22 protein-coding genes and 4 pseudogenes are annotated in these 23,093 nt (G+C 67.8%); 12 read left to right on the plus strand and 14 right to left on the minus strand.

Going from position 1 to position 23,093, the window contains the following annotated elements; translation table 11 throughout:
- The first annotated feature begins 216 nt into the window (after window positions 1–216).
- Window positions 217–492 (plus strand): hypothetical protein, encoded by a 276-nt coding sequence (locus NCC78_RS05390; protein ID WP_250792044.1) that lies wholly within the window; start codon window positions 217–219, stop codon window positions 490–492.
- Here the strand turns inward: NCC78_RS05390 and NCC78_RS05395 are convergent.
- Together NCC78_RS05395 and NCC78_RS05400 are read right to left on the minus strand one after the other, a co-directional pair.
- A complete protein-coding gene (locus tag NCC78_RS05395) occupies window positions 472–1,728 on the minus strand; it encodes an MFS transporter (protein ID WP_250792045.1) in 1,257 nt (418 codons plus the stop codon). The two genes, NCC78_RS05390 and NCC78_RS05395, sit on opposite strands and share 21 nt — an antisense overlap.
- On the minus strand, window positions 1,721–2,368 hold the full coding sequence (locus NCC78_RS05400) for a 2OG-Fe(II) oxygenase (protein ID WP_250792046.1): 648 nt from the start codon (window positions 2,366–2,368) through the stop codon (window positions 1,721–1,723). Before NCC78_RS05400 ends, NCC78_RS05395 begins: the two co-directional genes overlap by 8 nt.
- 234 nt (window positions 2,369–2,602) lie before the next feature.
- On the opposite strand from NCC78_RS05400, the gene NCC78_RS05405 reads away from it, so the two are divergent.
- The 6 genes from NCC78_RS05405 to NCC78_RS05430 all read left to right on the plus strand — a co-directional run bounded on the left by NCC78_RS05405 (window position 2,603) and on the right by NCC78_RS05430 (window position 7,380).
- The gene (locus NCC78_RS05405) at window positions 2,603–3,829 is read left to right on the plus strand and encodes a hypothetical protein (protein WP_250792047.1); all 1,227 of its coding nucleotides are present in this window, start codon (window positions 2,603–2,605) and stop codon (window positions 3,827–3,829) included.
- Complete coding sequence (locus NCC78_RS05410) at window positions 3,813–4,022, plus strand: hypothetical protein (protein ID WP_250792048.1); 210 nt, start codon at window positions 3,813–3,815, stop codon at window positions 4,020–4,022. Before NCC78_RS05405 ends, NCC78_RS05410 begins: the two co-directional genes overlap by 17 nt.
- Window positions 4,023–4,205: 183 nt before the next feature.
- Window positions 4,206–4,517: a hypothetical protein gene (locus tag NCC78_RS05415; RefSeq protein ID WP_250792049.1), complete on the plus strand. Its 312-nt coding sequence runs from the start codon at window positions 4,206–4,208 to the stop codon at window positions 4,515–4,517.
- 872 nt (window positions 4,518–5,389) lie between these two features.
- Window positions 5,390–6,604: a PP2C family protein-serine/threonine phosphatase gene (locus NCC78_RS05420; RefSeq protein ID WP_250792050.1), complete on the plus strand. Its 1,215-nt coding sequence runs from the start codon at window positions 5,390–5,392 to the stop codon at window positions 6,602–6,604.
- Between the two features lie 10 nt (window positions 6,605–6,614).
- Window positions 6,615–7,130 carry a DUF421 domain-containing protein gene (locus NCC78_RS05425; protein ID WP_250792051.1) on the plus strand — a complete coding sequence of 172 codons (516 nt, stop codon included), beginning with the start codon at window positions 6,615–6,617 and terminating at the stop codon, window positions 7,128–7,130.
- 109 nt (window positions 7,131–7,239) lie between these two features.
- Complete coding sequence (locus NCC78_RS05430; RefSeq protein WP_250792052.1) at window positions 7,240–7,380, plus strand: hypothetical protein; 141 nt, start codon at window positions 7,240–7,242, stop codon at window positions 7,378–7,380.
- Between the two features lie 84 nt (window positions 7,381–7,464).
- Here NCC78_RS05430 and NCC78_RS05435 read toward each other — a convergent pair whose 3' ends face one another.
- Window positions 7,465–8,181, minus strand: a complete 717-nt coding sequence (locus NCC78_RS05435; protein ID WP_250792053.1) for a hypothetical protein — start codon at window positions 8,179–8,181, stop codon at window positions 7,465–7,467.
- Between the two features lie 562 nt (window positions 8,182–8,743).
- On the minus strand, window positions 8,744–9,259 hold the full coding sequence (locus NCC78_RS05440) for a sigma factor-like helix-turn-helix DNA-binding protein (RefSeq protein ID WP_308220863.1): 516 nt from the start codon (window positions 9,257–9,259) through the stop codon (window positions 8,744–8,746).
- A 197-nt stretch (window positions 9,260–9,456) separates the two neighbouring features.
- On the opposite strand from NCC78_RS05440, the pseudogene NCC78_RS05445 reads away from it, so the two are divergent.
- The 3 genes and pseudogenes from NCC78_RS05445 to NCC78_RS05455 all read left to right on the plus strand — a co-directional run.
- Window positions 9,457–9,658, plus strand: a pseudogene (locus tag NCC78_RS05445) (IS5/IS1182 family transposase); the annotation flags it as partial.
- A 192-nt stretch (window positions 9,659–9,850) separates the two neighbouring features.
- A pseudogene (locus NCC78_RS05450) lies at window positions 9,851–11,681 on the plus strand (glycoside hydrolase family 15 protein).
- A gap of 122 nt (window positions 11,682–11,803) precedes the next feature.
- Entirely contained in the window at window positions 11,804–12,631 is an 828-nt protein-coding gene (locus NCC78_RS05455; RefSeq protein WP_250792054.1) for an enoyl-CoA hydratase/isomerase family protein, read from the plus strand.
- Between the two features lie 161 nt (window positions 12,632–12,792).
- On the opposite strand, the gene NCC78_RS05460 is transcribed toward NCC78_RS05455, so the two are convergent.
- Window positions 12,793–13,401, minus strand: a complete 609-nt coding sequence (locus NCC78_RS05460; protein ID WP_250792055.1) for a DJ-1/PfpI family protein — start codon at window positions 13,399–13,401, stop codon at window positions 12,793–12,795.
- A 365-nt stretch (window positions 13,402–13,766) separates the two neighbouring features.
- Here NCC78_RS05460 and NCC78_RS05465 point away from each other — a divergent pair, with 365 nt between their 5' ends.
- Window positions 13,767–14,312, plus strand: a complete 546-nt coding sequence (locus NCC78_RS05465; RefSeq protein WP_250792056.1) for a MarR family winged helix-turn-helix transcriptional regulator — start codon at window positions 13,767–13,769, stop codon at window positions 14,310–14,312.
- Between the two features lie 306 nt (window positions 14,313–14,618).
- Here the strand turns inward: NCC78_RS05465 and NCC78_RS32415 are convergent.
- From NCC78_RS32415 to NCC78_RS05480, 4 genes and pseudogenes are all read right to left on the minus strand, one after another.
- Window positions 14,619–14,693, minus strand: a pseudogene (locus NCC78_RS32415) (hypothetical protein); the annotation flags it as partial.
- Window positions 14,694–14,974: 281 nt separating this feature from the next.
- Window positions 14,975–15,385, minus strand: coding sequence for a DUF6069 family protein (locus NCC78_RS05470; protein ID WP_250792057.1), 411 nt, complete (start codon window positions 15,383–15,385; stop codon window positions 14,975–14,977).
- 11 nt (window positions 15,386–15,396) lie between these two features.
- Entirely contained in the window at window positions 15,397–15,621 is a 225-nt protein-coding gene (locus NCC78_RS05475) for a zinc-binding dehydrogenase (protein ID WP_250792058.1), read from the minus strand.
- Window positions 15,622–15,684: 63 nt separating this feature from the next.
- Window positions 15,685–16,248: an NADPH-dependent FMN reductase gene (locus NCC78_RS05480; protein ID WP_250792059.1), complete on the minus strand. Its 564-nt coding sequence runs from the start codon at window positions 16,246–16,248 to the stop codon at window positions 15,685–15,687.
- Between the two features lie 508 nt (window positions 16,249–16,756).
- Between NCC78_RS05480 and NCC78_RS05485 the strand changes: the two are divergent.
- Window positions 16,757–16,969: pseudogene (locus NCC78_RS05485) on the plus strand (hypothetical protein); the annotation flags it as partial.
- Here NCC78_RS05485 and NCC78_RS32420 read toward each other — a convergent pair.
- The 5 genes from NCC78_RS32420 to NCC78_RS05510 all read right to left on the minus strand — a co-directional run bounded on the left by NCC78_RS32420 (window position 16,894) and on the right by NCC78_RS05510 (window position 22,969).
- Window positions 16,894–17,484, minus strand: a complete 591-nt coding sequence (locus NCC78_RS32420; protein WP_372495063.1) for a CbrC family protein — start codon at window positions 17,482–17,484, stop codon at window positions 16,894–16,896. The pseudogene NCC78_RS05485 and the gene NCC78_RS32420 overlap by 76 nt on opposite strands.
- A gap of 4 nt (window positions 17,485–17,488) precedes the next feature.
- The gene (locus NCC78_RS05490; protein ID WP_250792060.1) at window positions 17,489–18,694 is read right to left on the minus strand and encodes an esterase-like activity of phytase family protein; all 1,206 of its coding nucleotides are present in this window, start codon (window positions 18,692–18,694) and stop codon (window positions 17,489–17,491) included.
- Window positions 18,695–19,210: 516 nt separating this feature from the next.
- Window positions 19,211–19,957: an endonuclease/exonuclease/phosphatase family protein gene (locus NCC78_RS05495; protein ID WP_250792061.1), complete on the minus strand. Its 747-nt coding sequence runs from the start codon at window positions 19,955–19,957 to the stop codon at window positions 19,211–19,213.
- A gap of 351 nt (window positions 19,958–20,308) precedes the next feature.
- Complete coding sequence (locus tag NCC78_RS05500) at window positions 20,309–22,174, minus strand: PhoX family protein (protein ID WP_250792062.1); 1,866 nt, start codon at window positions 22,172–22,174, stop codon at window positions 20,309–20,311.
- A 495-nt stretch (window positions 22,175–22,669) separates the two neighbouring features.
- Window positions 22,670–22,969: a hypothetical protein gene (locus NCC78_RS05510; protein ID WP_250792063.1), complete on the minus strand. Its 300-nt coding sequence runs from the start codon at window positions 22,967–22,969 to the stop codon at window positions 22,670–22,672.
- Window positions 22,970–23,093: the final 124 nt, after the last annotated feature.

Here is a 23,093-nt window from a genome sequence, read left to right on the forward strand (position 1 = left end):
GACATGGGCTGTCAACCGCTGTGAGGCAGCGGGAGAACTCGCCGAGGCCACGCGGCCGATCCGCCCGATTAGAGTTGATCAGAAGCACGCTGGAGGGGTTCAGGGTTCGAGTCCCCGCCTCCATCGGCCTGCTACCAGCTGCGAACGTCGCGGGCATCGCCTCGACGGCAAGCGGTAGCCTTCGATCGGTCTGTTCCCAGAGGCGGACGGAGAACGATGTCGCAAACCGTTACTGTGGAAGTGATCAAAGCTGTTCCTGCCGTGCTCTGGGTTGCCTTCGCCCCTTTGGTTTACTTTACCCTGCGCAGCGCGCTCATCCCGCAGCTTGGTCGCCTCAACAGCGTGAAGACGCCAATGCTTGAGTTGGGCTTCGCCGAGCAGTTGCTCGATGAGGCGGCGGCCAAGTCGCAGGTAGGAACGCCACCCTCTGCTGCTGTGCGCCGCCGAGGACCCACAGCCGGTACGGGCCGATCAAGCCGTAGTGGTAACTGAGCGTATTCGGCCACGCGAGAGGAGGGCGACTATCAGCAGGCCGACGGCGACCACCAGGAAGGTCTGGCGAACACCGATGGCGCTGGCGAGTGCCCCGAAGACCACTGATCCGACCGGTAGCGTGCACATGATCGCCACCCGGGCTGCGGCGTTGACTCGGCCGAGGAGTTCCGGTGGGGTGAGCCGCTGCCGCATGGTGACGAGCGTGATGTTGATGAGCGGTCCGCTGAGTCCGAAGCAGAGTTGCGAGCCGGCGAACATCGCGAGGCCTCCGTAAGCGGGCGCCACGAACAGCAGCATCGCGCCTGCGGCCATGAGGCAGAATGAAGCGAACACGACTCCGCCCTCGCCGATGTGTCGGGTGAGCCGAGGCGCCGCCGCCGCTGCGGCGAGCGCTGCGACGCCTTCGGCGGCGAGAACAGCTCCGAGCTGTTGTGGCGACATGTCGAGCAGTTTGATGGCCAGCAGCACCTGCAGAGCCATGGCGCCGGAGATGAACAGGTTGCTGGCGGACGCTGCGACGATCACCGCGGTGATGTTGGCGTTCGTGCGAATGAACCCGATGCCCTCCCGCACGGAGGCGAGCAGTGCGCGGTTGTTGCGCTTGACGGCCGGCCCGCCTGCTCGGGTGCGCCACAGCGGCGCCAGCAGCAGTACTCCCACACCGAAGCTCGCGGCGTCGATGAGAAGCGCAGTCGGCGCGGAGAGCGCGGCGATGAGCAGGCCGCCGACCGCCGGGCCGAGCAGCTGCGCCACTGACCTGCTCAGTTCGAGCCGGCTGTTCGCGGTGGCGAGGGCGTCCTCGGGAACGGTCTGCGGTAGATAGGTTTGGTACGACACGTCGAAGAAGACGGCGCCGATACCCACCACGAACGCGACGACGAGCAGGACCCCGATGTTGAGGCTCCCGGTGGCATGGGCCAACGGTATGAGGGAGATGACAACGAGCCGAACGAGATTGGCGGTCGTCATGATGCGAATGGGCCGACCCCGGTCCACGTACGCGCCGACGAACAGGCCGAGGAGGGCGACGGGCAACCACCCGACTGCCGAGAGCAGGCCCATCATGAAGCCCGACGCTTGCAGCTGTTGCACGGCGACCAGTGGCACGGCGATGAGCGTCACCTGCGTGCCGAAAAGGGACACGCTCTCGGCGCCCCAGAGCAGCCAGAATCGCCGAGAGATGTGACGTCGTCCGGGGTCCGTGCCCGCCGGGCTGACCGCGGATTCAGTCATCGGCGCCTCTCCAGTACGTAAGATTGAGCGAGCATCGTGGAGCAACGCTGGCCGCGGATTCCTCCACCGAGTGCCAGGAGTCCTCGGAGCGCACGAGGATGGCGCTTGCGCCGAGGACCGGCGCGAGTGCAGTGACGGTGTCAGCCACGTCCGGCGTGTGTTGGATGCGGAGCCGGCCACCGTTTCCTTCGGTCCATTCGCCGCTGAGATAGATGACCTGCGTCAACACCTTCTCTGCCTTGTCGACGTGAGGGGATAGGAAGTCGCCGCCCCGGTACTCCCAACATGTCAACGTTGTGGTCGCATCGGTAAGGTTGACGCCGCTGAGCCGGGCCAGCAGCGATCGGTACTCAGTGCTGGCCAAGGCCGCCAGCAGCTTGGCCCAGCCGGGGGTAAGGCCGGCGCGCAGCTCGTGATCCGTCAGGTCAGCCGACCACAGGCTGTAGTCCTTGTCCGAGTTGCTGCGGGCGCTGGGCGTGAGCCGTTCGCTGGGAAAGTCGGCGGAAAGTTCGCTCGCGTACTCGGCCGGCAGTGCATCCGCGACGTACAGGTGTGGCCAGGGAGTGCGGGTGAAGCGTTCCGCAGCGAGCCGGGTGGTGAGCAGAGCCACGACTGACTGGGTGTCAACGCCGAGCGTCAATGTCCACTCCTATACCTTGAAGCTTGCCGATGAGGCGGCTGTATCCGCGGCGCAGGTGTTGTGCGCCGGTGATGGTGGTGACACCGGGCACACGTAGCGCGGCAAGCAGGTAGGCAGCCGCGCAGCGCAGATCGGTGGCCTCGAGGACTTGGCTGGTAGTCCTCAGGTGGGCCGGGGCGCCGGTCCAATGGTTGTACTTGTGAAGCGCCGCTCCAAGAGCTCCAGGTGCGTACAGTGCCTCACCAGCCGGGCCCGTGGCCGCTGCGGGCGCTGGCCGAGTTGGAAAGCAGGCGGTACTCGATATCAGACAACCGCGTAAGGAAGGTCTTCGACGCAGCCGGCTGGGAAGGAACGCTGCGGAGGCTGTACCCCGAAACCCCGTTGGTGTCGCTGGGCGGCTTCACCTTCCCGATCTGGGCCGAGATCGCGGCACCCGAGTTCAGAGGCGACCTCGACTCAGCGATTGGAAACATCACCGATCACGTCCGGCCTGACAGGCGTCGGTACGACGCGGAAGGTCGTGGTTTCGACCACCGCGGCAGGGCAGAGTTCCGACGCACCTACTGGCGGCGCGACGAAGTTCGGCGGTTCAACGCGGAGACGTTCGCGCTCGACAAGATCGAGCGCCACCGGCCCGGCAGGTTCCGCATTCATGCTCGCTACGGCACCTACTTTCAGTCGGTGGCGACCTCGGAAATGCTTGAACGCGAGTTCATCAACGTCGTGAGTCGCCGGCCGAATGCCGTGTGGTCGTTGAGCGACTTCCCGCGACGTGCCTGGCTGCGAGAACGGGCTGGCGGAAGCGAGCTCTTCAACGGCGCCCACCGGGCGGCCGCCTTGTCGGTGGCGGCAGTAATGATCGTGAAGGAGAAGCAGGGGTACAGCGCGCTGTTGAGCCGCAGATCCGGGCACGTCAAGACGCATCCGGGCTTCCAGCATGTCTTTCCCTCCGGAATCCTCGCGCCGACCAGCTCCCGGTACGGCAGTGAGCGCGCGGAGTACTCGGTGAAACGAGCCTTCCTTCGCGAGTTCGCCGAGGAGTTGTTCGGGTACGACGACCTGGCCTACGACAGCCGGGACCTCCGCGATCCGCTCGGCGGCATCTGGCCGATCCAGCACCTGCTCAACGCCACCCAGCCCGGACCCATGGGGGAGCCACCGGCGGTCGAGATCAGATATACCGGCATCTCGGTGCCGCTACTCACCCTCCGCCCCGAGGTGTACGTGCTCGTGCTGGTCCGTCAGCCAGGCTGGTTCGATGAGCTGGTGAGCGGAGCGGAGCTCAGGTGCCGACGGCACGGATTCAACCTGAACTGGGAGTTTGAGGACGACCGAGACGACATCGACGGCAAGAGACTGGACTCGATCCGCGTTGAACTCGACGATCAGTTCGAGCTCACCGGCAGGCAGCGGCTCACTCCGCTCAACACCGTTCCTCACGCCCGTGAGCCGCTTCGTTGATGACATCCGCCAGGCTCAAGTTGCCTTCAGGCTTGGCGATCGCTTCCGTCCCAACGACGCCCGCCGGGCCTGTCCCGTTTGGGCAGACCACACCTATGGCGTCTTCCTGCCCAAGCATCGGCAGGGGAACCCCGGCGGCTACACCGCGTACTTTCTGCAGAACCCGGACGGCACCTACAGCCTGCTCGCTTGAGCCGGGTCACCACGACCTACGCATCACGAGTCGGTCCCACCCTGCTGGTCCGCCGCCTGGTCCTCCTACTCGGCCTGGCACCCCAGTCCGCGATCGTCGGCTGCTGCTGCCGGTTTGGCTGCTCGGCGGGCCCGAAGGCTACCGGCCTTCCCTGCACGAGCCACGGACGGCAGTATGTCCCGCGTGGCAACGACGACGAGACAACAGCAGGTCCTTCAAGCCCGAGGGGCCCTGATCATGGCAGCCCGGCGGCGCTCACTAGTGACGTACAAGGAGCTGGGTATAGCAATCGGCATGGTCGGCGTCCCTCTCGGTCACCAGATGCCACCAGTGCTCGATGAACTCTCGGATCTGTGCATCACCGCCGGTGAGCCCTCGCTGGCAGCCCTCGTAGTCAACGAGAAGACAGGGGCGCCGGGCAAGGGTTACGACGACGGCGGCGTTCCGTGGCACAGCTCGGTCCAGGAGGTATTCCGCTACTGGGCCAAGCAGTAGACGTCCCACGCCCCTCAGCGCCCCGGGAACGTCGAACGAGCCCAGTGGGCACGGAAGCGGCGGACGTCTCGCTTACAAGCTCTGTGCGCTGCGTCCGCGCCCGTCCGGGAACGGCTGCACGCTCGGAGCTTCGTCCATGCCCACGCTCGTCAGTGTGCTGTCGTCCGGCGCGGTTGCTGTCAGCGTTGCTGTCGACAGCCATCTCACAGACGACCCAGGCTGACCCTTGCCGGGGGATGCGGTCTCAAGCTGTCGGCTGGTGCCGGCTGGTGACAAGCAGCACCGACGAGCAGGTGCGGCCGTCGTCGCTGTAACGGAGTCTGGCCCGGCGTCGCCATAAGGGGGACCGGCGTTGCCGAGCCGGTCAGGCCGGGGTGGGCACGTCCCCCCAAGAGTCGCCACAACCCGCCCCGGCCACCCCGCGACATCCCGGCTTGCTACCCCAGTACTGCCGCGTGGGGGCGCACTGCAAATCCGTCGCGAAAGCTTCAGAGGTTCGAATCCTCTACCCGCCACCAGGTGCGGGAACGGCCCCTGACCAGCAGGAATGCGGGTCGGGGGCCGATCTCGTTCGGTCCCGCTGAGTCCAGCCGTCGCCCGCCGTCGATCACAGTCCGGGGGCGTATCGGGGGGAGCAGTCGCGGCGAGGGTGCCGCCAGGGGCAGCGTAATGGTTCAGCGGCAGCTTGACGTGGCTCCGCTCAACGAGGGCTCCGTCTCGTCGCCGTGGCGGGGCGCGTACCGGACGTCATGGTCGTCGTGGTCAGCTACCCGAGCTGTGGGTTTGACGGCGGTTCTGCGCGCCTCCTGGCCTAGTTTCATCTCACCCGCCGCAGGCGCCAATAGTGGCGGAGGTACAACTACGATCCGGGGGTGGTCCGCGCGGAGAGCATGCGAGACGAGCAGCGGTTGAGCCGCATTGAGGCGGTGACCGATGCGGCCCTGTCTCGGCTCGATGCCGCCGACCTCTTCGACGAGCTACTGGACCGGGTCCGCGACCTGATGCAGGTTGACACGGCCGCCATCCTTCTGCTCGATGTACCCGCCCGGCAGTTGGTGGCCACTGCGGCTAAGGGACTGGAGGAGGAGGTCCGCCAGGGCGTCCGCATCTCGATCGGTCGGGGGTTTGCCGGCCGGATCGCCCTGACCCAGCAGCCAGTGATCATCGAGCAGGTCACCTCGGACAAGGTGGTGAACCCGATCCTGCTGCACACCGGTGTCCAGTCCCTGCTTGGCGTACCGATCATCGCCCGCGCCGAACTTGTCGGCGTTCTGCACGTCGGCACCCTCACGCCGCGCCGATTCACCCCCGACGACGTCCACCTACTGGAACTGGTCGCCGATCGGGTCAGCCTGGCCAGCCGGGCCCGCGCGAACACGCTCAACCAGGCCACCGCCCTGGCTCTGCAACATAGCCTGATCCCCACCGAACTGCCCGAGGTGCCCGGCCTTGAGATGGCCGGCCGATACGTGCCGGGTCACGCCTCCGGCGTCGGCGGTGACTGGTACGACGTGTTCACCCTTCCGTCCGGTTGGCTTGGCGTGGTCATGGGTGATGTGTCGGGTCATGGGCTGCAGTCCGCGGTGGTGATGGGACGAGTCCGCAGTGCGCTTCGCGCGTACGCCCTGGTCTGCGACGACCCCGCGGAGGCACTGACCCTTCTCGATCGGAAAGTGGTTCATTTCGAGGCCGGCAGCCTGACCACCGCGTTGTACGCGATGATCTCTCCAGATGCCTCCACCGTGCACGTCTCCCTGGCCGGACACCCCCCGCCGGTCCTGGCCGTTCCCGGCGAGCCGACCACCATGCTTCGCGCGCACATCGACCCCCCACTGGGCACCGGCCCCCGGCAGCCGCAGCGGCACACGACCACCCTCGACTTTCCACCCGGCGCGGTCCTCGTCTCCTACACCGACGGGCTCGTCGAACGTCGCGGCGAACTGCTCGATGTCGGTTTGGCCCGTCTGATGGCCTCCGTTCCGCTGGCTCCCGTTGAGACCGTGTGTCAGACCGTCATGACGAACTTCGACACCGAGCACCCGGATGACGACATCGCCTTGTTGGCCATCCGCCGGCTAAACAACTAGGAGCCTGCGCATGCCTGCGGTTCACCAACTGCAGGTAAGCGGGTGCCTCCGCGCCTGCTCGTCGCTGCCACTACGCCCTGTTAGCTGGGGAAACACGGGCACCAACGGTCGTCGCTGGTTGCCAGTAGTCAGGCTGCGCGGCCTGGCGACGGCCTGGAGCTCAGGCGACCAGGCCCAGGGCCATAGAGCGCACGGTGAGGCCGAGTCGATTACCGACGGTGTGGTGGTGGTTGCCGCGATCCCGTTCTGGAGTGTGGCGGTCGATGCCGTCGCGTACCGGTTTCCTCGGATGGCGGCGCTGCTGAAGGCCCAACCCAGGGCGCTGATCGAGAACGGCAAGCTGAACCGCAAGGTGATGCTGCGAGAGTTCATGACCGCGGAGAAGGTCCGCTCGCAGTTGCGGTTGCACGGCATCGAGGACATCGCCGTGGTCGACCGCGCGTACATCGAGCCCAACGGCATGATCAGTGTGATCCATCGAGATCGTGAAGAGACCGAACCGGTCGAGCGTCCCGAAGCCCTGTGACGGCCCGCCCGTAGTGTCCAGCGAAGGCGTCGCCAGCTTCGGGGTGTCGACACCGGCACGTTTGTGCCGGCCACGCTCCGATTCTCTCGGGGCTGCTGTAGGCGGCGCCGTGTGCGCCGGCGGTGACGACGACGGTATCGGCGCGGAAGAAATCACCCCCGGCCAGATGGCGCTGCGGGGGGTCCTGACCTTTGTGGTGGCAGTGGGAGCCAGCCTCGTGCTGATCGCTGCAGTCATCTGGCTTCCATGATCGACAGCGCGCCACGGGCCGGACGCGGACCGCCCCGGAGCCGTCGGCGAGGACCGGCGAGCTCCGGGGCGGTGACTGCGCGCGTCAGTCGGCCACCAGCGCGGGGCGCCAGTCCGGCGTGGCGCCGGCGAAAGCGAGTTGCTGGAGCAGGCCCTTGGTGCCCTGCTCATCGAGCGTCCCGCGGTGCGCATCGATCCTGACCGTCAACCCTTGCACGTCGTACACGGTCAGCAACTCAAGCCAGTCCGGATCACCGCCAGGGGTGAAGTACGCCTGATGACCATTAATGGTGGTGTTCGGCTGCGGGGGCTCCTTACCGTTGAGTTCGGCCCGGATCTTGTCGGTCATCTCGAAGTACGGGGAGAAGCTGACGTCCACTGTTTTCGCCCGCTGCGCGCCGGGATCCACAGCGGGGGATTCGGCGCTGTACGTGACGCCGGCGTTCCACCGCCAGCCGTCGGAGGTCAGCGGTCCGGAGACGTTGGTCAGGATCGGCCGCAGGTTCTGCGGTACCCCCGTGACCTGGGCCGGCATCCGCACCCGGTCGGTCGTGCTGAACGTGAGCTTCTGCGCCACGTGCAGGGCGATCTCGCGGGCATCCTGCCCCGACGCCCAGGGCGCGACCCGGACCTCGGCCCAGCCGTCCGGGGCGTACTGCCAGCGGAGGCAGAGCTGGTCGGTGCCGTCGACGTCGTACTGGGTGAAGGTCGCCGTTCCGCCCCGTACGTCGGGCGCGGGCGCCGTACTCACGGTGGGTGCCCGTTCGTCGATGCCGATGACCTGCGGTGAGGGCGGCGTCACCCCCTTCGGGTAGAGGTTGACCGATACCCCCCCCTGACGATTTGGGGTTTGGCGAGCCGGCAGCGTGCCCGATCAGGGTGGCTCCCGGGCCGCTCAGCAGCAGACCGGCCTGGTACTGCACGCTGTCCAAGCCCGACGGCAGCCAGCCGAACCGAACGTACTGGACGGTCGGGTCGACCGTCTCCAACGCGGCCGGGATCCGGGACGAGTTGGGTGATGGCACCTCCCCGGTGTACGGCTCCAGCGGTGCCAGGGCGCCGACCAGGTCCAGCGACGGCGCCGACGGCTGGTCCGGCGCGACCAGACCCGGCACTGTGGCAGCGCCGAACGCCAGTGCGGCCACCGCCAGTGCTGCACCCGCGCCGCGGGCGTACCAGCGCTGCCGCCGTCCGGTGGTCATCGCCCGTTCGATGTTCAGTACGGCCGACGGCATCTCGGCCGACTCGACCTCGACGCGCATCAACCGCGCCACATCCATTTCCTCGATCATCGTCAACTCCCGTGGGTCAACATGTTGGTCGGCGCGTCGCTCGCGTCGCCGGTCCGCAGGGCGGTCAGCACGTCATCTCGGCCGGGGGCGAGCAGGCGGCGCAGGGTCGCCAGCCCTTTGGCGGTCTGGCTCTTGACGGTGCCGGGCGCGCAGTCCAGCGCCTGCGCCCGTCTCCTCCACCGTCAGGTCCTGGAAGAACCGCAGCACTAGGACGGCCCGCTGCCGCGGCGCGATCTGACGCAGCGCCGCCACCAAGTCGAGCCGCTCGGTAGCATCCGCAGCGGTCGGTGCGGGCCGCTCCGGTAGCAGGTCGGTGAGCAATACTCGGGCCGAGCCGCGTCGCCGGTCGTCGATCAACCGCCGCAGCAGCATCGTCCGGACCAATGCGTTCAGGTTGTCGGCGCGCCGGGCCCGTGGCCAGTTGCGGTACAGCTCGGTGAGCACCCGCTGCACGATGTCGTCGCTCTGGTGCCAGTCGCCGCACATCAGATACGCCGTCCGGCGCCACTGCGGCGAAGCGGCGCGGACGTACTCGGTGTACTGGGCGTCGGCCGCGGCCCGCTCGGCGACTCCCCGGCTCAGCGGCATCCTCGGACCTGTCCTCCCACCGACCACCGACCACATGGTGATCGTCCGCACACCCGCATCTTCATTCCTCCCGTCGCTGTGCCTCCAACACCGCTATGTCGTGACCGGAGCAGCGCCAGGTTGCCCGTCGGGGGCGACCACCTCACCAGACTGCTGCATCTCCTGCGCGCACAGCCCCTCTACCCGTTCGGCGGGCACGCTCGGACCAGGTAATCCGCCGCGCTGGTAAAAGCAGCGTCGGCGGGCATCCCCAGCCTTCGACAAGGCGATCTACCGCAAGCGCAACGTCGTGAAACGCTGCTTCAACCGCCTCAAACAGTGGCGCGACCTGGCCACCCGATACGCCAAACCCGCATCCCTTCACGGATACTGATCGCTATCGTCATCTGGCTTTCGTGATTCCACGGTGTCATCCAATCCATGGCGGTCAAGGTAACCAAGTGGGTGAAGTGATCGAGGGCGGCAGGTAGAGACCTCTGAGGTCTTCTGCGGGCCTGCCTGGTGGTGGCTGTGCGTGCGTTAAGAGCCTTATGCACCTTTCAACCGGTTAGGGTGGTGGCGCGGTCGGTGAGGTGAGCTGGGGAGGGCTGGGTGGACTCGTACCCCGCGGTGGAGGCCCACGGCTTGATTGGTGATCTGCAGACCGCGGCGCTGGTGGCGATGGACGGGACGCTCGATTGGTTCTGCGCCCCTCGGTTCGACTCGCCGAGCGTGTTCGGTGGGCTGCTTGATCGGCGCAAGGGTGGGCACTTTCAGGTGTCGCCGGATGGCGTCGAGTACGTGAGCAAGCAGTTGTACCTGCCCGGCACGGCATCCTGATCACCCGCTTTCTCAGCTCGGACGGCGTGGGTGAGCTGGTGGATTTCATGCCGGTCGCGGGGGATCAGCCCACTGACCGCCACCGCCTGGTGCGAGTGCTGCGGATGGTCCGGGGCACGATGCGGTTCCGGGTTGACTGCCAACCCCGCTTCAATTACGGGCGGGATCCGCACGAGCTCGACGATTACCCCGAGGGGCACGTTTTCCGCAGCTCTGCGCTCTCCCTCACCACGAACATAGTTCGGTACCCCGAGACCCGGCCCGGCGAGCAGGGAGTCCGGCGTAAGGAGGGGGGCTGGTGGGCGATCGCCACGCTGCGCGAGGGCGAGTCCGGGGGTGTGGTTCTGGAGACAGGAGTGTCGCCTGAGCGGCCGCGCTTCTACACGCCGGGCGAGGTGCAGGAACTGCTGGAGCAGACCCGCGACTTCTGGCGGCGCTGGCTGGCCGCTCCCGTTACACCGGCCGCTGGCGGGAAATGGTCGAGCGCTCCGCGATCACGCTCAAACTCATGACGTACGCGCCGACCGGCGCGCTGATCGCCGCCCCCACCGCCGGGCTGCCCGAGCAGATCGGCGGGGAACGCAACTGGGACTACCGCTACACCTGGATCCGCGACGCGACAATCTCGCTACACGCCCTGCTCGCCCTGGGCTTCACCGACGAAACGTGGCAGTACATGCACTGGGTCGACGACAGGGTCCGGGAGGCCAGGGAACGGGAGGTGCCGCTGCAGATCATGTACCGCGTCGACGGGTCACCCGATCTCAGCGAGGAGAGGCTCGACCACCTCGAGGGATACCGCGGATCAGCACCCGTACGGTTGGGCAACGGCGCCGCGAACCAGCTGCAACTCGACATCTACGGCGACCTACTCAACGGCCTCCATGAGGCCGACAGCCATGGTCTGCAGCTCTCTCGCCACTTGTGGCTGAACACCGTGCGACTGGTGGACTGGCTCTGCGAGCACTGGGACCAGCCCGAAGATGGGATCTGGGAAACCCGCGGTGGTCGCCAGGACTTCACCTACGGGCGCCTGATGTCCTGGGTAGCCCTGGACCGGGCTGTCCGCCTCGCGCAGCGACGCGGACGGCCGGGCGACACCGACCGGTGGGTGCGTGACCGAAACCAGATCTACGAACAGGTCATGACCCGTGGCTTCCACCCCGGGCGCGGTGCCTTCGTGCAGCACTACGCGTGCGACGTCCTGGACGCGTCGCTGCTTACCATGCCCTCGGTCGGATTCATCGCGCCGACCGACCCCATGTGGCAGTCAACGTTGCGAGCCATGGACGCCGAACTGGTCTCCGACAGCCTCGTCTACCGGTACGACCCGAACGCCTCGCCCGACGGCCTGCCCGGCCAGGAGAGCACCTTCAGCATGTGCACCTTCTGGTACGTCCGGGCTCTCGCGCAGTCCGGACGCCTCGACGACGCCACGCTGACCTTCGAGAAAATGCTCACCTACAGCAGCCCCCTCGGCCTCTACTCAGAGGAAATCGCCCCCACCGGCGAGCAGACCGGCAACTTCCCGCAGGCGTTCAGCCACCTCTCTCTGATTGGCACCGCCGTGGACCTCGACCGCCTACTCGACGCCGCCCCCTGAGCCCGACGTGGCGATATCCGGGCGGAGGCCGCAACCAGCTCACGCACCGCCACCAACTTCGACACACGCCCCTAGCGGCCTGGTTGCAGCTCTGAACCGCTTCAGACGGAGGAGTCCGGCCAATGGCCTTTACCTACTCAACCCTGAGGACGGAACTCAGCAACGGCGTGCTGTGGGCCACGATCGACAACCCGCCGATCAACCTGATCGACGAACGGTTCGTCGCCGATCTCATCGCGCTGCTAGATGACACGCAGGCGACAGGCGACGTGCGAGTGGTCGTGTTCCGCAGCGCGGATCCTGACTTCTTCCTTCCACACGTCGACCTGACGCGGATCGCCGAATACACCGCCGTGGCCGCCACGTCCGGGGGACCCGACGACATCAGTCTCGGGGCGCTCTACCGGCGTCTGAGCGAGGCGCGCCCCGTGACCATCGCACTTCTCGAAGGTCGTGCCCGGGCAGCTGGCGGCGAGTTCCTCTACGCCTGCGACATGCGCTTTGCATCGCTCGAGCGCGCCGTTATCGGACAGCCCGAGGTGGGAACAGGGGTCTTCCCCAGTGCCGGAGCGGTCCAGCACATCGTGCGGCTCACAGGGCGGGGGCAGGCGATGCAGGTCATCCTGGGTGGCGAGGACGTGGACGCGCGAGAGGCGGAGCGGATCGGTCTGGTCAACCGGGCGCTCCCCGACGACGAGCTCATCGCGTATGTGAAGGCTCTCGCCGAGCGCATCGGCAGTTTCCCAGAGGCTGCGGTCCGCCTCGCCAAGCGCCGCATCAACGCCGCAGCACTACCGGCGAAGGAGGACGTGCAGGTCGACTCGGGACTCTTCCAGATCCTCGCCCGCGACGGCTCGAGCACGTCGCGCCTGGCGGCGCTCATGGAGCGAGGACTGCAGCAGCGCTCCCGCACGGAACTCGAGTTCGGCGCCGCGCTGGGCGAGCTCTGATCGCCATGAGTCCTCCCGCAGAGCCAACCACGGGTCGGCCAGCTCCTCGATCAACTCGGCCAGGTGCTGACGGGAGATGCCCGTGAAGACAGGCTCGCAGAGAGCCGGGCGGGCCCAGCCGGGCGAGGGCACCGCGGCGCCAAAGGTTTGATCGCGGGGCGTCAGCGCAGTGCAACCTCGCCCGTGTGGACGGCGCGCATGGCGCGCTCGACGGTCTCCTGGTTCTCGCCGACCGGAGCCACGTAGCCGATGACGTCGCGCGCGGCGTCCTGCCCGAGCATTCGGGTGATCACCCACGTCGCGAGATACTGGGATGCCAGGCAGCCGCCCGCCGTAGCGATGTTCCCCTCGGCGTGGAACGGCGCGTCCAGCACGGTGACGTCGCAGGCTTCGACAAAGGGCCGGCTCTTCATGTCCGTGCAGGCGGGCATGCCATCGAGCAACCCGAGCCGGGCGAGCACCAGCGCGCCGGAGCACTGCGCACCGATCAGCTGTCGTGAGGGGTCGAGCCGCAGTCTGGAGATCAGCTGGTCGTCGGCGACCACGTCTCGCGCCTTCACCCCGCTACCGATCAGCACGACGTCGGCTTCGGTCACGAACTCCATCGGGCGCTGCCCGGTCACCTCGACGCCGTTCATCGACGTGACCACCGGCGCCGGCGTCGTGACGAAGGCCTCCAAGCCGTCCTTACGGCACCGGTTGATCAGCGCGGAAGCGATGAAGCTGTCGAGCTCGTTGAACCCGTCGAAGGTGACCACGGCTACCTGCATGACAACTCCTTCAAGTACGGGATCAGATGCCAGTCTGCCTGACGCACCGGTTCAGGTCGGCAGCCAATCAGCGGCTGGTGGCCTGCCTACCGCGGTCTGCGTTTCGAGCTCCGAGCCTGAGTGCCGTACGTACTGTCCAGCCGTTCGGTGAAGCATCACGCTGACGGTTGCGCGAACGGGAACGCCTGGTGATTGTGGGGCTGCTGCGACGCGAGATCCAGGAGCTTGATCAATCTCAGGTTGGTGGTGACCAACTCGGCCCAGGGCCCGCCTGCTACGAGGCTACCGAGCCCACCGGTCCGCAGGGATTAGAAACAGGCACTCACCGGGAGCACGATCGTGCTCGCCCTCGTTAGACTCCGGGCATGCCTGAACAGCCTCCACGCCCGAACGATCAGCCGCGCTGGCTGACTCGGGCGGAGCTGGAGACATGGCAGCAATTCGCCCTGATGCTGCTCAAACTGCCCATTGCCCTGGAAGCGCAGCTGCAGCAGGACGCGGACCTTAGTTATGTCGAGTACTACGTCCTCGCCGGACTGGCCGACCAGCCGGGCCGCCGCATGCGCATGAGCGACCTGGCCGTCCTCGCCAACGCCGAGCTGTCCCGTCTCTCCCACATGATCAGCAGGCTGGAGCGCCGGGGTTTCGTCCGCCGCGAACCAGACCCCACCAATGGCCGCTACACCCACGCGATCCTGACCGAAGCCGGCTTCGCCCATCTCGTCGAGGCCGCCCCGGGGCACGTGGCCCGGGTACGCGATCTGGTCTTCGACGTTCTCGACCCCGCCGAGCTGGACAGCCTGCGCACCGCTGCCGAGAAGATCAGCGAGAGGATCGAGCGCTGGGAGCAGCAGAGCTGCCCCCGGACGGACACCGCCCCTCAGCTGCCACAGCGCAACGCCATGCCATGATGGGCCTCGATGGGAGCGAGGCCGGGCATCTGGCGTCCCGCATGCCATCGCCGCCGGGTCGCGACCCCTGGCGTGGAATCTGCAGAAGCGGTCGCCTCGTGGGGACATTGACGCCGCGGCACCTCTGGTCACCGGCACCGACACGGTCCGGGACGGAGCTTCGTCCCTGAGAGGTGACATCTTTCCGGCGATATCCGCTCGCGTCGTCAGCACGCTGGGCGGCACTCCGCCCCGGACCCCCGCCCGTACCTGGTCAGGGCGTGAAGTCGACGATGCGCACCGGCTGGTCTCGCTGACGGGCTGCCGCGTGGACAGGCATCCGCTGGGCCGACCGTCCTCGATCGGGGAGTTGGCGAAGGCTGCTACCTGGACGGGGCCGACTCGGTGGGCAAGTTCTCAGCGGTAGCGATAGCCGGGGGAACTGTGCTCAGGCGGGCCAGTCCTGAAGCACCCACCGTACACATACGCTTCTGCTTCTCTGGGCTCAGACGTTCCGCAGATAGTGGGCTCGGTGCGGTCCCGGAACCTGAACCTGTCCGTTCCGTTCCGGGACACGCCCGCTCCGCCTGTCGCCGACCGTCGCTGTACCAGCCCGCACGGTGGCGATCCGACCTGGGTGGTGGCTCAGCGGCGACCGGCATCGCGGTTCCGCTGACCGGTGGTCAGGGCTTCCGGCGGCTGAAAGCTGAGATCAACACGGCGGCGACCGCGATGTGCATCAGCGCCAGGATCGTCTTGGCTGCCCCGGTTGCCTGGAAGCTGAACAGGGGCAGGAAAGATACCAACAACACCAACACGGCAAGGACCGTCCACACGATCGGTGCGCTGCGGGTAAACCGGTCCAGCAGCGCCCGCGCACCCCAGCCGAGCAGGCTGACGGCGAGCGTGAACGTGACGGTGAGCGGCAGGCCAACCACTGAGGGGGCCTGGCCGTTACGGGGATCGACACGCAGCTCGATACCCAGAATCTGGGCGGCCGTCCAGAGCAGCGCGGCGGCCAGGACGGCACCGCCGACCGTGAGAGCGCCGACGCGCAGCCGTAAGGGTGTCGGGGAGACGGACTTGCTGGTCATCAGGGACTCCTTCATGGAACAAAGATGATCTTGCCGCGGGTGCGATCGGACTCGGCGTCGCGGTGCACGGCGGCCAGGTCGGTGAGCGGACGGGACGCGGTGATGTCGACCCGGACGGCGCCGGCGTCGACGAGCGCGACCAGTGCGGCGAGGTGGCTGGTGTCGTTGCGGGCCACGAAGTGCACCGCGTTGACCGGGGAGCCGGTGGGCACCTCGACCGGGATGGTGACGGACACGACGACGCCACCTGCCTGAGGATGGAGGTTTTCCCGTCGCCTGCCTTCCGGTGGGCGAGGGCGTCAGACCCGGACCGTCTTGAGGGCGCGGGCCCAGGATTCCAGTTGGTCGAACAGGGTGGTCGCGGCGGCGTCGTGCTGCTCTCCAGGCTTGAAGGCGGAGAAGTTCTCGAAGTCCGTGAACAGCGAAAAGGACAGCTGCTGACGTACGTGGGCCAGCTGCAGTTCGCTGGCCACGCCCCGCAGGTGCTCGATGGCCCGAGCGCCGCCGAGAGAACCGTAGGAGACGAAGGCGGCGGCCTTGTTGTTCCACTCGCCGTACAGGTAGTCGATCGCGTTCTTGAGTACGGCGGAGGTGGAGTGGTTGTACTCGGGGGTCACGAAGATGTACCCGTCGAACTCGGCGATCTTGGTCGCCCATGCCTTGGTGTGCTCACCCTGGTACTGACCCATGGCCGGCGGGATGGCCTCGTCAAGGTGGGGCAGCGGGTAGTCGGCGAGGTCGACCAGCTCGTACTCGACGCCGGTGCGGGCGCCGGACCGGTCCACCACCCAATCCGCGACAGCCTTGCCGTTGCGGCCGGGCCGGGTGCTGCCGAGGATGACGGCGATCTTCAGGTCACTCATGCGGTTCTCTCCTTGATGGGCCGGCCGGTGCGAGGCCGAGCCGGCGGATGCGCGGCGGGCGCGGATGGTGGCGCTGAGCCACAGGTACCGGCCTGCCATTACCCTTCACTTGAACGTTCAAGTCTTACCTTACCGCAACACATGAACGTTCAAGTGTGAGCTGCGACGCTCGTGAACTTTGAGCCGTTGCTTGGGTGCGAAGTGCCCAACACGTCGGGATTCGGGCAGGCTGCAGGCATGCACCTGGGCTCACCCGACTGCTGCCGGACAGCTGCTGCCCCGGCGGGCAGCCGGCAACCGTCGGCGTAGACGCGATGGCCGCGATCTCCCTGCATCGGCTTCGTCAGGGCGAGGCCGCGCGGGCTGGTGTCACGCGGCGCGCGGCGACGGCGCCGGCCGCTGCTGTGGTTGTGCCGGTCGGGGCGTCGTCAAGTGGAACCAGCCGGCGAATCGGGTGGCCGGTGCGGCCACTCGTGCGTGGCCGAGGGCCAGCAGCGTGGGCGGGTGGGCGGTCAACGAGGCCGGTCCCGGCCCGGAGGCGACAGTCACCGCCCGCACCGTGGCCGAGCCGCGGGTGACCGTGACCGGCTCGTCGGCGACCGCCACCTCGGCGACCGTGACGTTCACCGTGGACGCCGGCGGTGGTCAGGCGACGTCTTCGGTCAGCACCCCGGGTGAGCTGGCGAAGTCGGGGAACTGCTCCAGCATCACGATGACCGGTGCCGGTGCGGTAGTCCCGGGCCACCTGGGCGGGCTCGTCCTCGTCCTCCAGGGACTCGGTGAGGTACATCCGGAACGCGCAGCCACGGAAGTCCGGCCGGGTGGTGCAGGCGGCGATCTCCGCGACGAGCGCGCGCAGGCGCGTGCCCCCGGATCGTCCGCCAGGCCCGCCGTCATGATCGACGTCGTTGGCGAGGGCGTATTCCCGGGGGAAGCGGCAACGGTAGTAGGCGGCGCCGTGGTTGTACTGGCCTGCATAACGGGCCCGAGGAAAGCGGCGCCGTCACCGCGGTGGTACAGCCACGACGGATGCTGCCATCCGTGGAAGCCCGGCGTTCGCTGTGTGACCTCGTCGACTACGTCGAGCGGCACGTCGTCCGGCACGTCGACGGAATCGCTGAACGGGGCGTTCAGCCCTCCGTCCGGCGCGGCGGCGGCGCAGATCAGGAGGTGGCGACCGGATTGCGGTCGCCCGGTACGGGGTGGGCGGCGGATCGGGCCGCCCACCCCTGGCATCGGGTCAGTAGCGATGCAGGATGTGCTTGTCCGCGTCCAGGCCGCGGTCCAGCTTGATCACGATGAACTCGTTGTTGTCCGCCTGTCCGGCCGTCCGGCCCGCGGAGTACGGGAAGTTGTTGTCGTTGAGGACGGCCAGCGTGCGGTCGTCGAGGATCACCACGTCCTCGATCGTCTGGAACGGGAACGTGAAGGTGTCTCCGAACCCGCCGACGTGCCGCGGGTTGGCGATGTTCATCAGGTCGGCGACCAGCGTCTTGTCGAGGCGGCCGTCCCGGTTCCGGTCGCGCTTGTCCGCGAGGTAGATCCTCTTGACCTTTGCCGTGGCGCCCTGGCCGTTGTCCCGCTCGATGATCAGGAAACGGTTGCGGTCGACCATGATCGCGTCACCGATCGCGTGGCCGGGAGCGTCGAGCGCGTAGGTCCAGCGCCGACCGGTGTAGGTGTTCGTCTCGACGTCGAACTCGTTGAGCCGCAGGGTGCCCGCCGGGTCGCCGGCGACCGTGCCCTCGAGCAGCGGGTAGAGGGTGCCACCGTCGGGCGACTGGGCCATGCCCTCGAAGCCCTTGCTGCTACTGAGGTTGGCCGGGGTCGTGCCGCGGGTCGGGTTCTCGGGAGCGAACACGCCCGGCACCGGCACCGGCGCCTGCAGTAGGCGGCCCGCCCGGTCGAAGTGCAGCAGGTACGGGCCGAATTCGTCACCGATCCAGTACGTGCCGTCGGCCGTCCGGGTGATCGACTCGACGTCGAAGTCGGCGCCGGTCAGCACGCGGTCGGCGCGGGTGAGCGGGGATGGCACCTTGCCGTACGGGTCGGTCAGGTTGATGCCACCGACCACGTCGACGGCGCCGTTGGCGAAGTCGGGCGCGACCCGCTGGACACGCAGCAGGAAGTCGGCACTGTTGGCCTTGTTGCCGAAGCCGTTGTCGGACAGCACGTCGAAGGTGCCGTCGGTGTTGCGCAGGACGCCGCTGAACCCCTGGATCGGTTGGTCGGCGAACGGCGGGATGATGCCGTTGATGGGGGCAGTGCCGAGCGACGAGCCGGACGATTCGCTGCCGGGAACGAAGGTCGTTGCCGGCAGTGCGGCGAACTTCAGCAACTCGGCCCGGTCCCACGTGCTCCGCTCGGCTGCGGACGCGGCGCCCGGCAGCGTCAGGGTCAGGGCGGCCACCGCCGCACCCAGGCCCACCCGCTTGCTTATTGCCATCGATCCTCATCTCTTCAGAGAATGACCAGGGTTTCTCGGTCGTGACCCGATGGCAAGGTAGAGGGATGCAGTGAATTCGGATTGGCCAAAAGGGGATGCCGCCCAAACCGTACGGTTACCCTTCTCGGCCACCTCGGCTTCGCACCCGACCGAGCGGTCTGCGCCGTGATGGACGCGTCCTGAGGCCAGCCCGGGCCGAGAACGACGCCGGGTTGCGTCCACGGAAGTGGGGTACGGCTTGCCCGTGATGGGCGTGTTGGGTAGATAGGAGACGGCCACCGCGCGATCCTTCGAGACGGCTAAATCCGGGCGATTGTCCGTTCCTGCCCGACGCGGCCCGACGCGGAGACCGCCGCGTCGAACCACGAGCGAACCACACACCGGGCCGTCGGCCGGCCAGTGCGGCGAGGCCGCACCGGCCGCCAGCTGTCGGAGCGGCCCCGCTCGGTCGCCGCCCCGCGCCGGACCCAGTGGCGATGCTTGGCCTGTCGTGGTCGCGCAGGAAACGGCAGGGAATCAGCGGCTGAGGCCGACCTTCTGCCCGGGCAGGGCGAGGTCCGCGACCACCGGAAGGTGGTCCGAGGCGGCGGAGGCCAACGGCGAGGTGACGACGGCGATCGTGCGCACGACCACGTCGCCGGACTGAATGACGTAGTCGATCCGGTGGGTCGGGTTCTCGGCGGGGTGGGTGTGCCCCGCGCCGACACCCGCGGCCTCCCAGGCGTCGACGAGGTTGTCGACCAGGGTCCGAATCTCGGGCGTCTCCGGGGTCGCGTTGAGGTCTTCGAGCAGCACCACCGACTCGTCGGGAACGCCGATGAGCTGTGCGATCGCCTGCGCTTGGGCAACCCGCTCGGCGGCGTCGTTGTGCTGCCGGTGGCTGTTGTAGACCTGCACCGGTACGCCGCGCACATTGACTCGAGCCCGCAGCAGGCCCCGCTGCTCGTGGTTGCCAAACCGGGGAAGCAGGGTGTTGTCCCAGTTTAGGATCGGGTGGTCGGAGAGTATGGCGGTGCCGTACTGGCGACGCGGTTGGTCGGGTGAGAGCGGGTCGAGATTGAGGTCGGCGCCGCAGACGACGTGCATGTTCAGCTCGCGGGCGAGCCAGGCGGCCTGGTCGACGAAGTTGGTGCGCTCGCCGAAGTGCCGGTCGACCTCCTGCAGACCGACCACGTCGAGATCGCTGTCCCGGATCACCTGGGCCACCCGCGCCAGATCCACCATGCCGTCGGTACCGGCGGCCTGGTGGATGTTGAAGGTCATCACGCGCAGCCGTCGGTCCGGCGCCTGCGGCTCGGACGAGTCCGGCGGCTACGCACGTCGCCGGTCGTTCGATGTAAGAGAGGCTTCCGCTCTCATTAGGGTCGACGTCACAGTGCGCCGACAGGCTCCGCATGCAACTTCCACGGGTACTGGTCTCATTCCTCGCCCTCGCGGCCACGACAGCGGTCCTGGCCGCACCGACCACGGCGGCAGCCGCCGGGGCGACGGTCCGACGTGCCCCGACGCGACGGGTGGCCGCTCCGGCGTGCGGACCAACCACCCGTCGCGCTGGTGAAAACGTCCGTGCGTGTGCGGACCCGGCACCGGGTTGGAGAGCGTGCCCGGGTGTAGTCAGGCGCCGACCACACCCCCGTCTTCCCTGGTGATGACGATCGTGGCCGACCGGGGACGGCCGGTGGCGCTGAAGTCGGGCCAGTTCGAGCTCACGCGAGGGTTCGCGGGCGTGCCCGAGTCACCGGGGTGCTGGATGTTCACGAACAGCGACCGGCCGTCAGGTGTGGAGGTGATTCCGGTGACCTCGCAGCGCGGCGGCCCGACCAGGAACCGCCGAATGTCGCCCGTGTCGGGGTCGGCCGCCAGCATCTGGTTGTTCTGGGGGGCACCGTTGACCATCGGCTGGGTGCCGTCGGTCTGGATCCACAGTCGCCCAGCGGCGTCGAACCAGAGGCCGTCGGGCGAGCCGAACGCCTGATCCGCGGGAACGGTGGCACCGCTGGCCTGATCCCCGGCGAGCAGGAAGACGTCCCAGGCGAACTTCTCCGCGCTGGGGTCGCCACCCTCGTCGATCTTCATGATGTGCCCGAAGCGGTTGTTCAGCCGTGGGTTGGCCGCATTCACCGACTCGGTTCGGGCGGTGTTGTTCGTACAGGTGAAGAAGACCGCGCCGGTTCCGGGCTGCACCGTGCACCACTCCGGGCGGTCCATCGGGGTCGCTCCCACCGCGTCGGCGGCCAGGCGCGTGCGGATCAGCACCTCGGCCTGATCGGCGAACCCGTCGGCCGCTGTCAGGCCCGGCTCGCCGTGCACCAGCGGCAGCCACCTTCCAGTGCCGTCCTCCTCGAACCGGGCGACGTACAGGGTGCCATCGTCGAGGGGACTGCGTCCGTGCTTGCGTGCCTTGTTGATCGGCTCCGCGCCCACGAACTTGTAGAAGTAGTCGAACTGTGTGTCGTCGCCCATGTAGACGACGGCCTCGCCGCGGCTGCCGCGCACGACGACGGCGTTCTCATGCTCCATGCGCCCCAGCGCGGTCCGCTTCTTCGGCGCCGACGAAGGGTCGAAGGGGTCGATCTCCACCACCCAGCCGAACCGGTTGTACTCGTTCGGCTCCGCCCTCATGTCGAATCGGGCGTCCGTGGTGTGCCACGGGTACGGATTCTCTGATCCAATGCCGTACCGGTCCTCGACCGAGCCGGCCGGCGGCGGCTCTTCGCCGAAGTAGAAGTACTTGTTGATCGTCTCTTCGCAGGTCAGGTACGTGTCCCAGGGCGTTGGTCCGCTGGCGCAGTTGTTCAGGGTGCCCAGCACCCGGACGCCGTCGGGGTCCGCGCTGGTGCGCAGCAGCGGGTGCCCGGCGGCGGGACCGGTGATCTCGGCAGGCGTGGTCATGGTCACCCGGCGGGCGAACCTCGACTCGACGAGGTGCCACTGGCCGTCGCGGTCCTGCTCGATTTCGATGACCGACACGCCGTGCGCGGCGAGCGACTTGGCGGTCTTCTCCGGCGACCAGTTGGCCCGGCCGTCGGGGTGCAGCAATTGCTCAGTCGTGCACTCGTGGTTCACGCAGAGCAGACCGGAGCGTTTGCCCTTGAGCGGAAAGAACCACATGCCGTCGTGTTGGTCACCCGCCTGCTGGGCTTGCTCTTCTGCGCTGTTGCTGGCGTCCTTGGTGAACGCGGGCCCGGACGGCACGATCGGGTGTCCCCAGGGGAACAGCAGCTGGTACTGATATCCGGGCGGCAGCACGACCTGGTCGGCGACACTCGGCGGGATCGCTGGGAACCCGAGCAGCCGCCGCATGCCGGGACCGCGGGTCGTGGCTCCCGCCTCGGCGGCAGCCGCTGGCTCGGGCCGGGCCACGGTGCCGAAGAACGATGCGGCGGCGGTGGCGAGCCCGCCGGCCAGCGCCGTCCTGCGGGACAGGCGGTGCTGGGCTAGCTCAGAGATCGAACGTGACGAGGTCCCGTCGGGACGCATGGATGGCCTCCAGTCAATATGTGAGCCGCGGGTTGCCGCGGTCAGCGCGGTGCAGCAGCGGTGTGCGGGCCGCAAACACTTGTGCGGGCCGCAAACACTAGGGAGTGGAGGTGGCCCGATCTTCACGCGAATGTGAACGGAGGAGTACATCGTCCCGGTCGCCGCACCGGCGTGCGCGACCAAACCCGACGTCGGCAGGTCGAACAAGCGCAACGCCATCAACGCCGACCTGATCGCCGAGCTGCACGCGGTCTGCGCCGAGCTGGAGACGCGCCCCCGGCTGCTGCTGCTCATTCGGAATCAGGTTCCTCGCAGGGTAAGTGGTCGGCGGTTCATGGGACTCGTCATCGCGTGTGCGCCTGGCCCGGCGGTCATGCGGACAGGTGCCCAGTGCGGGTCACCGGTGGTGGACGATGACCTGCTGGGCGCGTGGCGGCAGCGGCGCACCGATCTCGGTGGCGAAGTCGAGGAAGCCGGTGTGTCCGGGCAGTAGAGTCAGGGCGTCGGCCACCAGAGTGCGGACGGTGTCCAGGTCACCGTGTCGGTGGGCCAGCCGCGCCGGAGGAATGTGTGTTCCGGGCCGTCCAGGGCCGGGTGGCTGGCCAGGCGGTCCAAGCAGTCCTCGGCGTCGGAACCCATCAGGCGATCGATCAGCATTAGGTGCCAGGCGGCCAGGTTCTCGGCGCGGCGCGTCCGGTCCCGGTTGGCCGGTTGCCAGAACAGCGGCTCGGAGCGCTGTCGCGGCTTGGGGTTGGCTGGCGGCGGGAGCGGGGCGAGGGTGTCGAGGACGGCCAAGTAGTCCCCGTTGACTCTGTCGTGACGCCCGTGCCGTGCGTGAAAATCGGGGGTGGTCGCCCGCCGACGTCGTGCTTGCTTGGTGCTTCGAGCTCGTCAAGTAGTCTGACGCTGGAAGTGTGAT

Source organism: Micromonospora phytophila, from assembly GCF_023656545.1.
GTDB classification, from domain to species: Bacteria; Actinomycetota; Actinomycetes; order Mycobacteriales; family Micromonosporaceae; genus Micromonospora; species Micromonospora phytophila.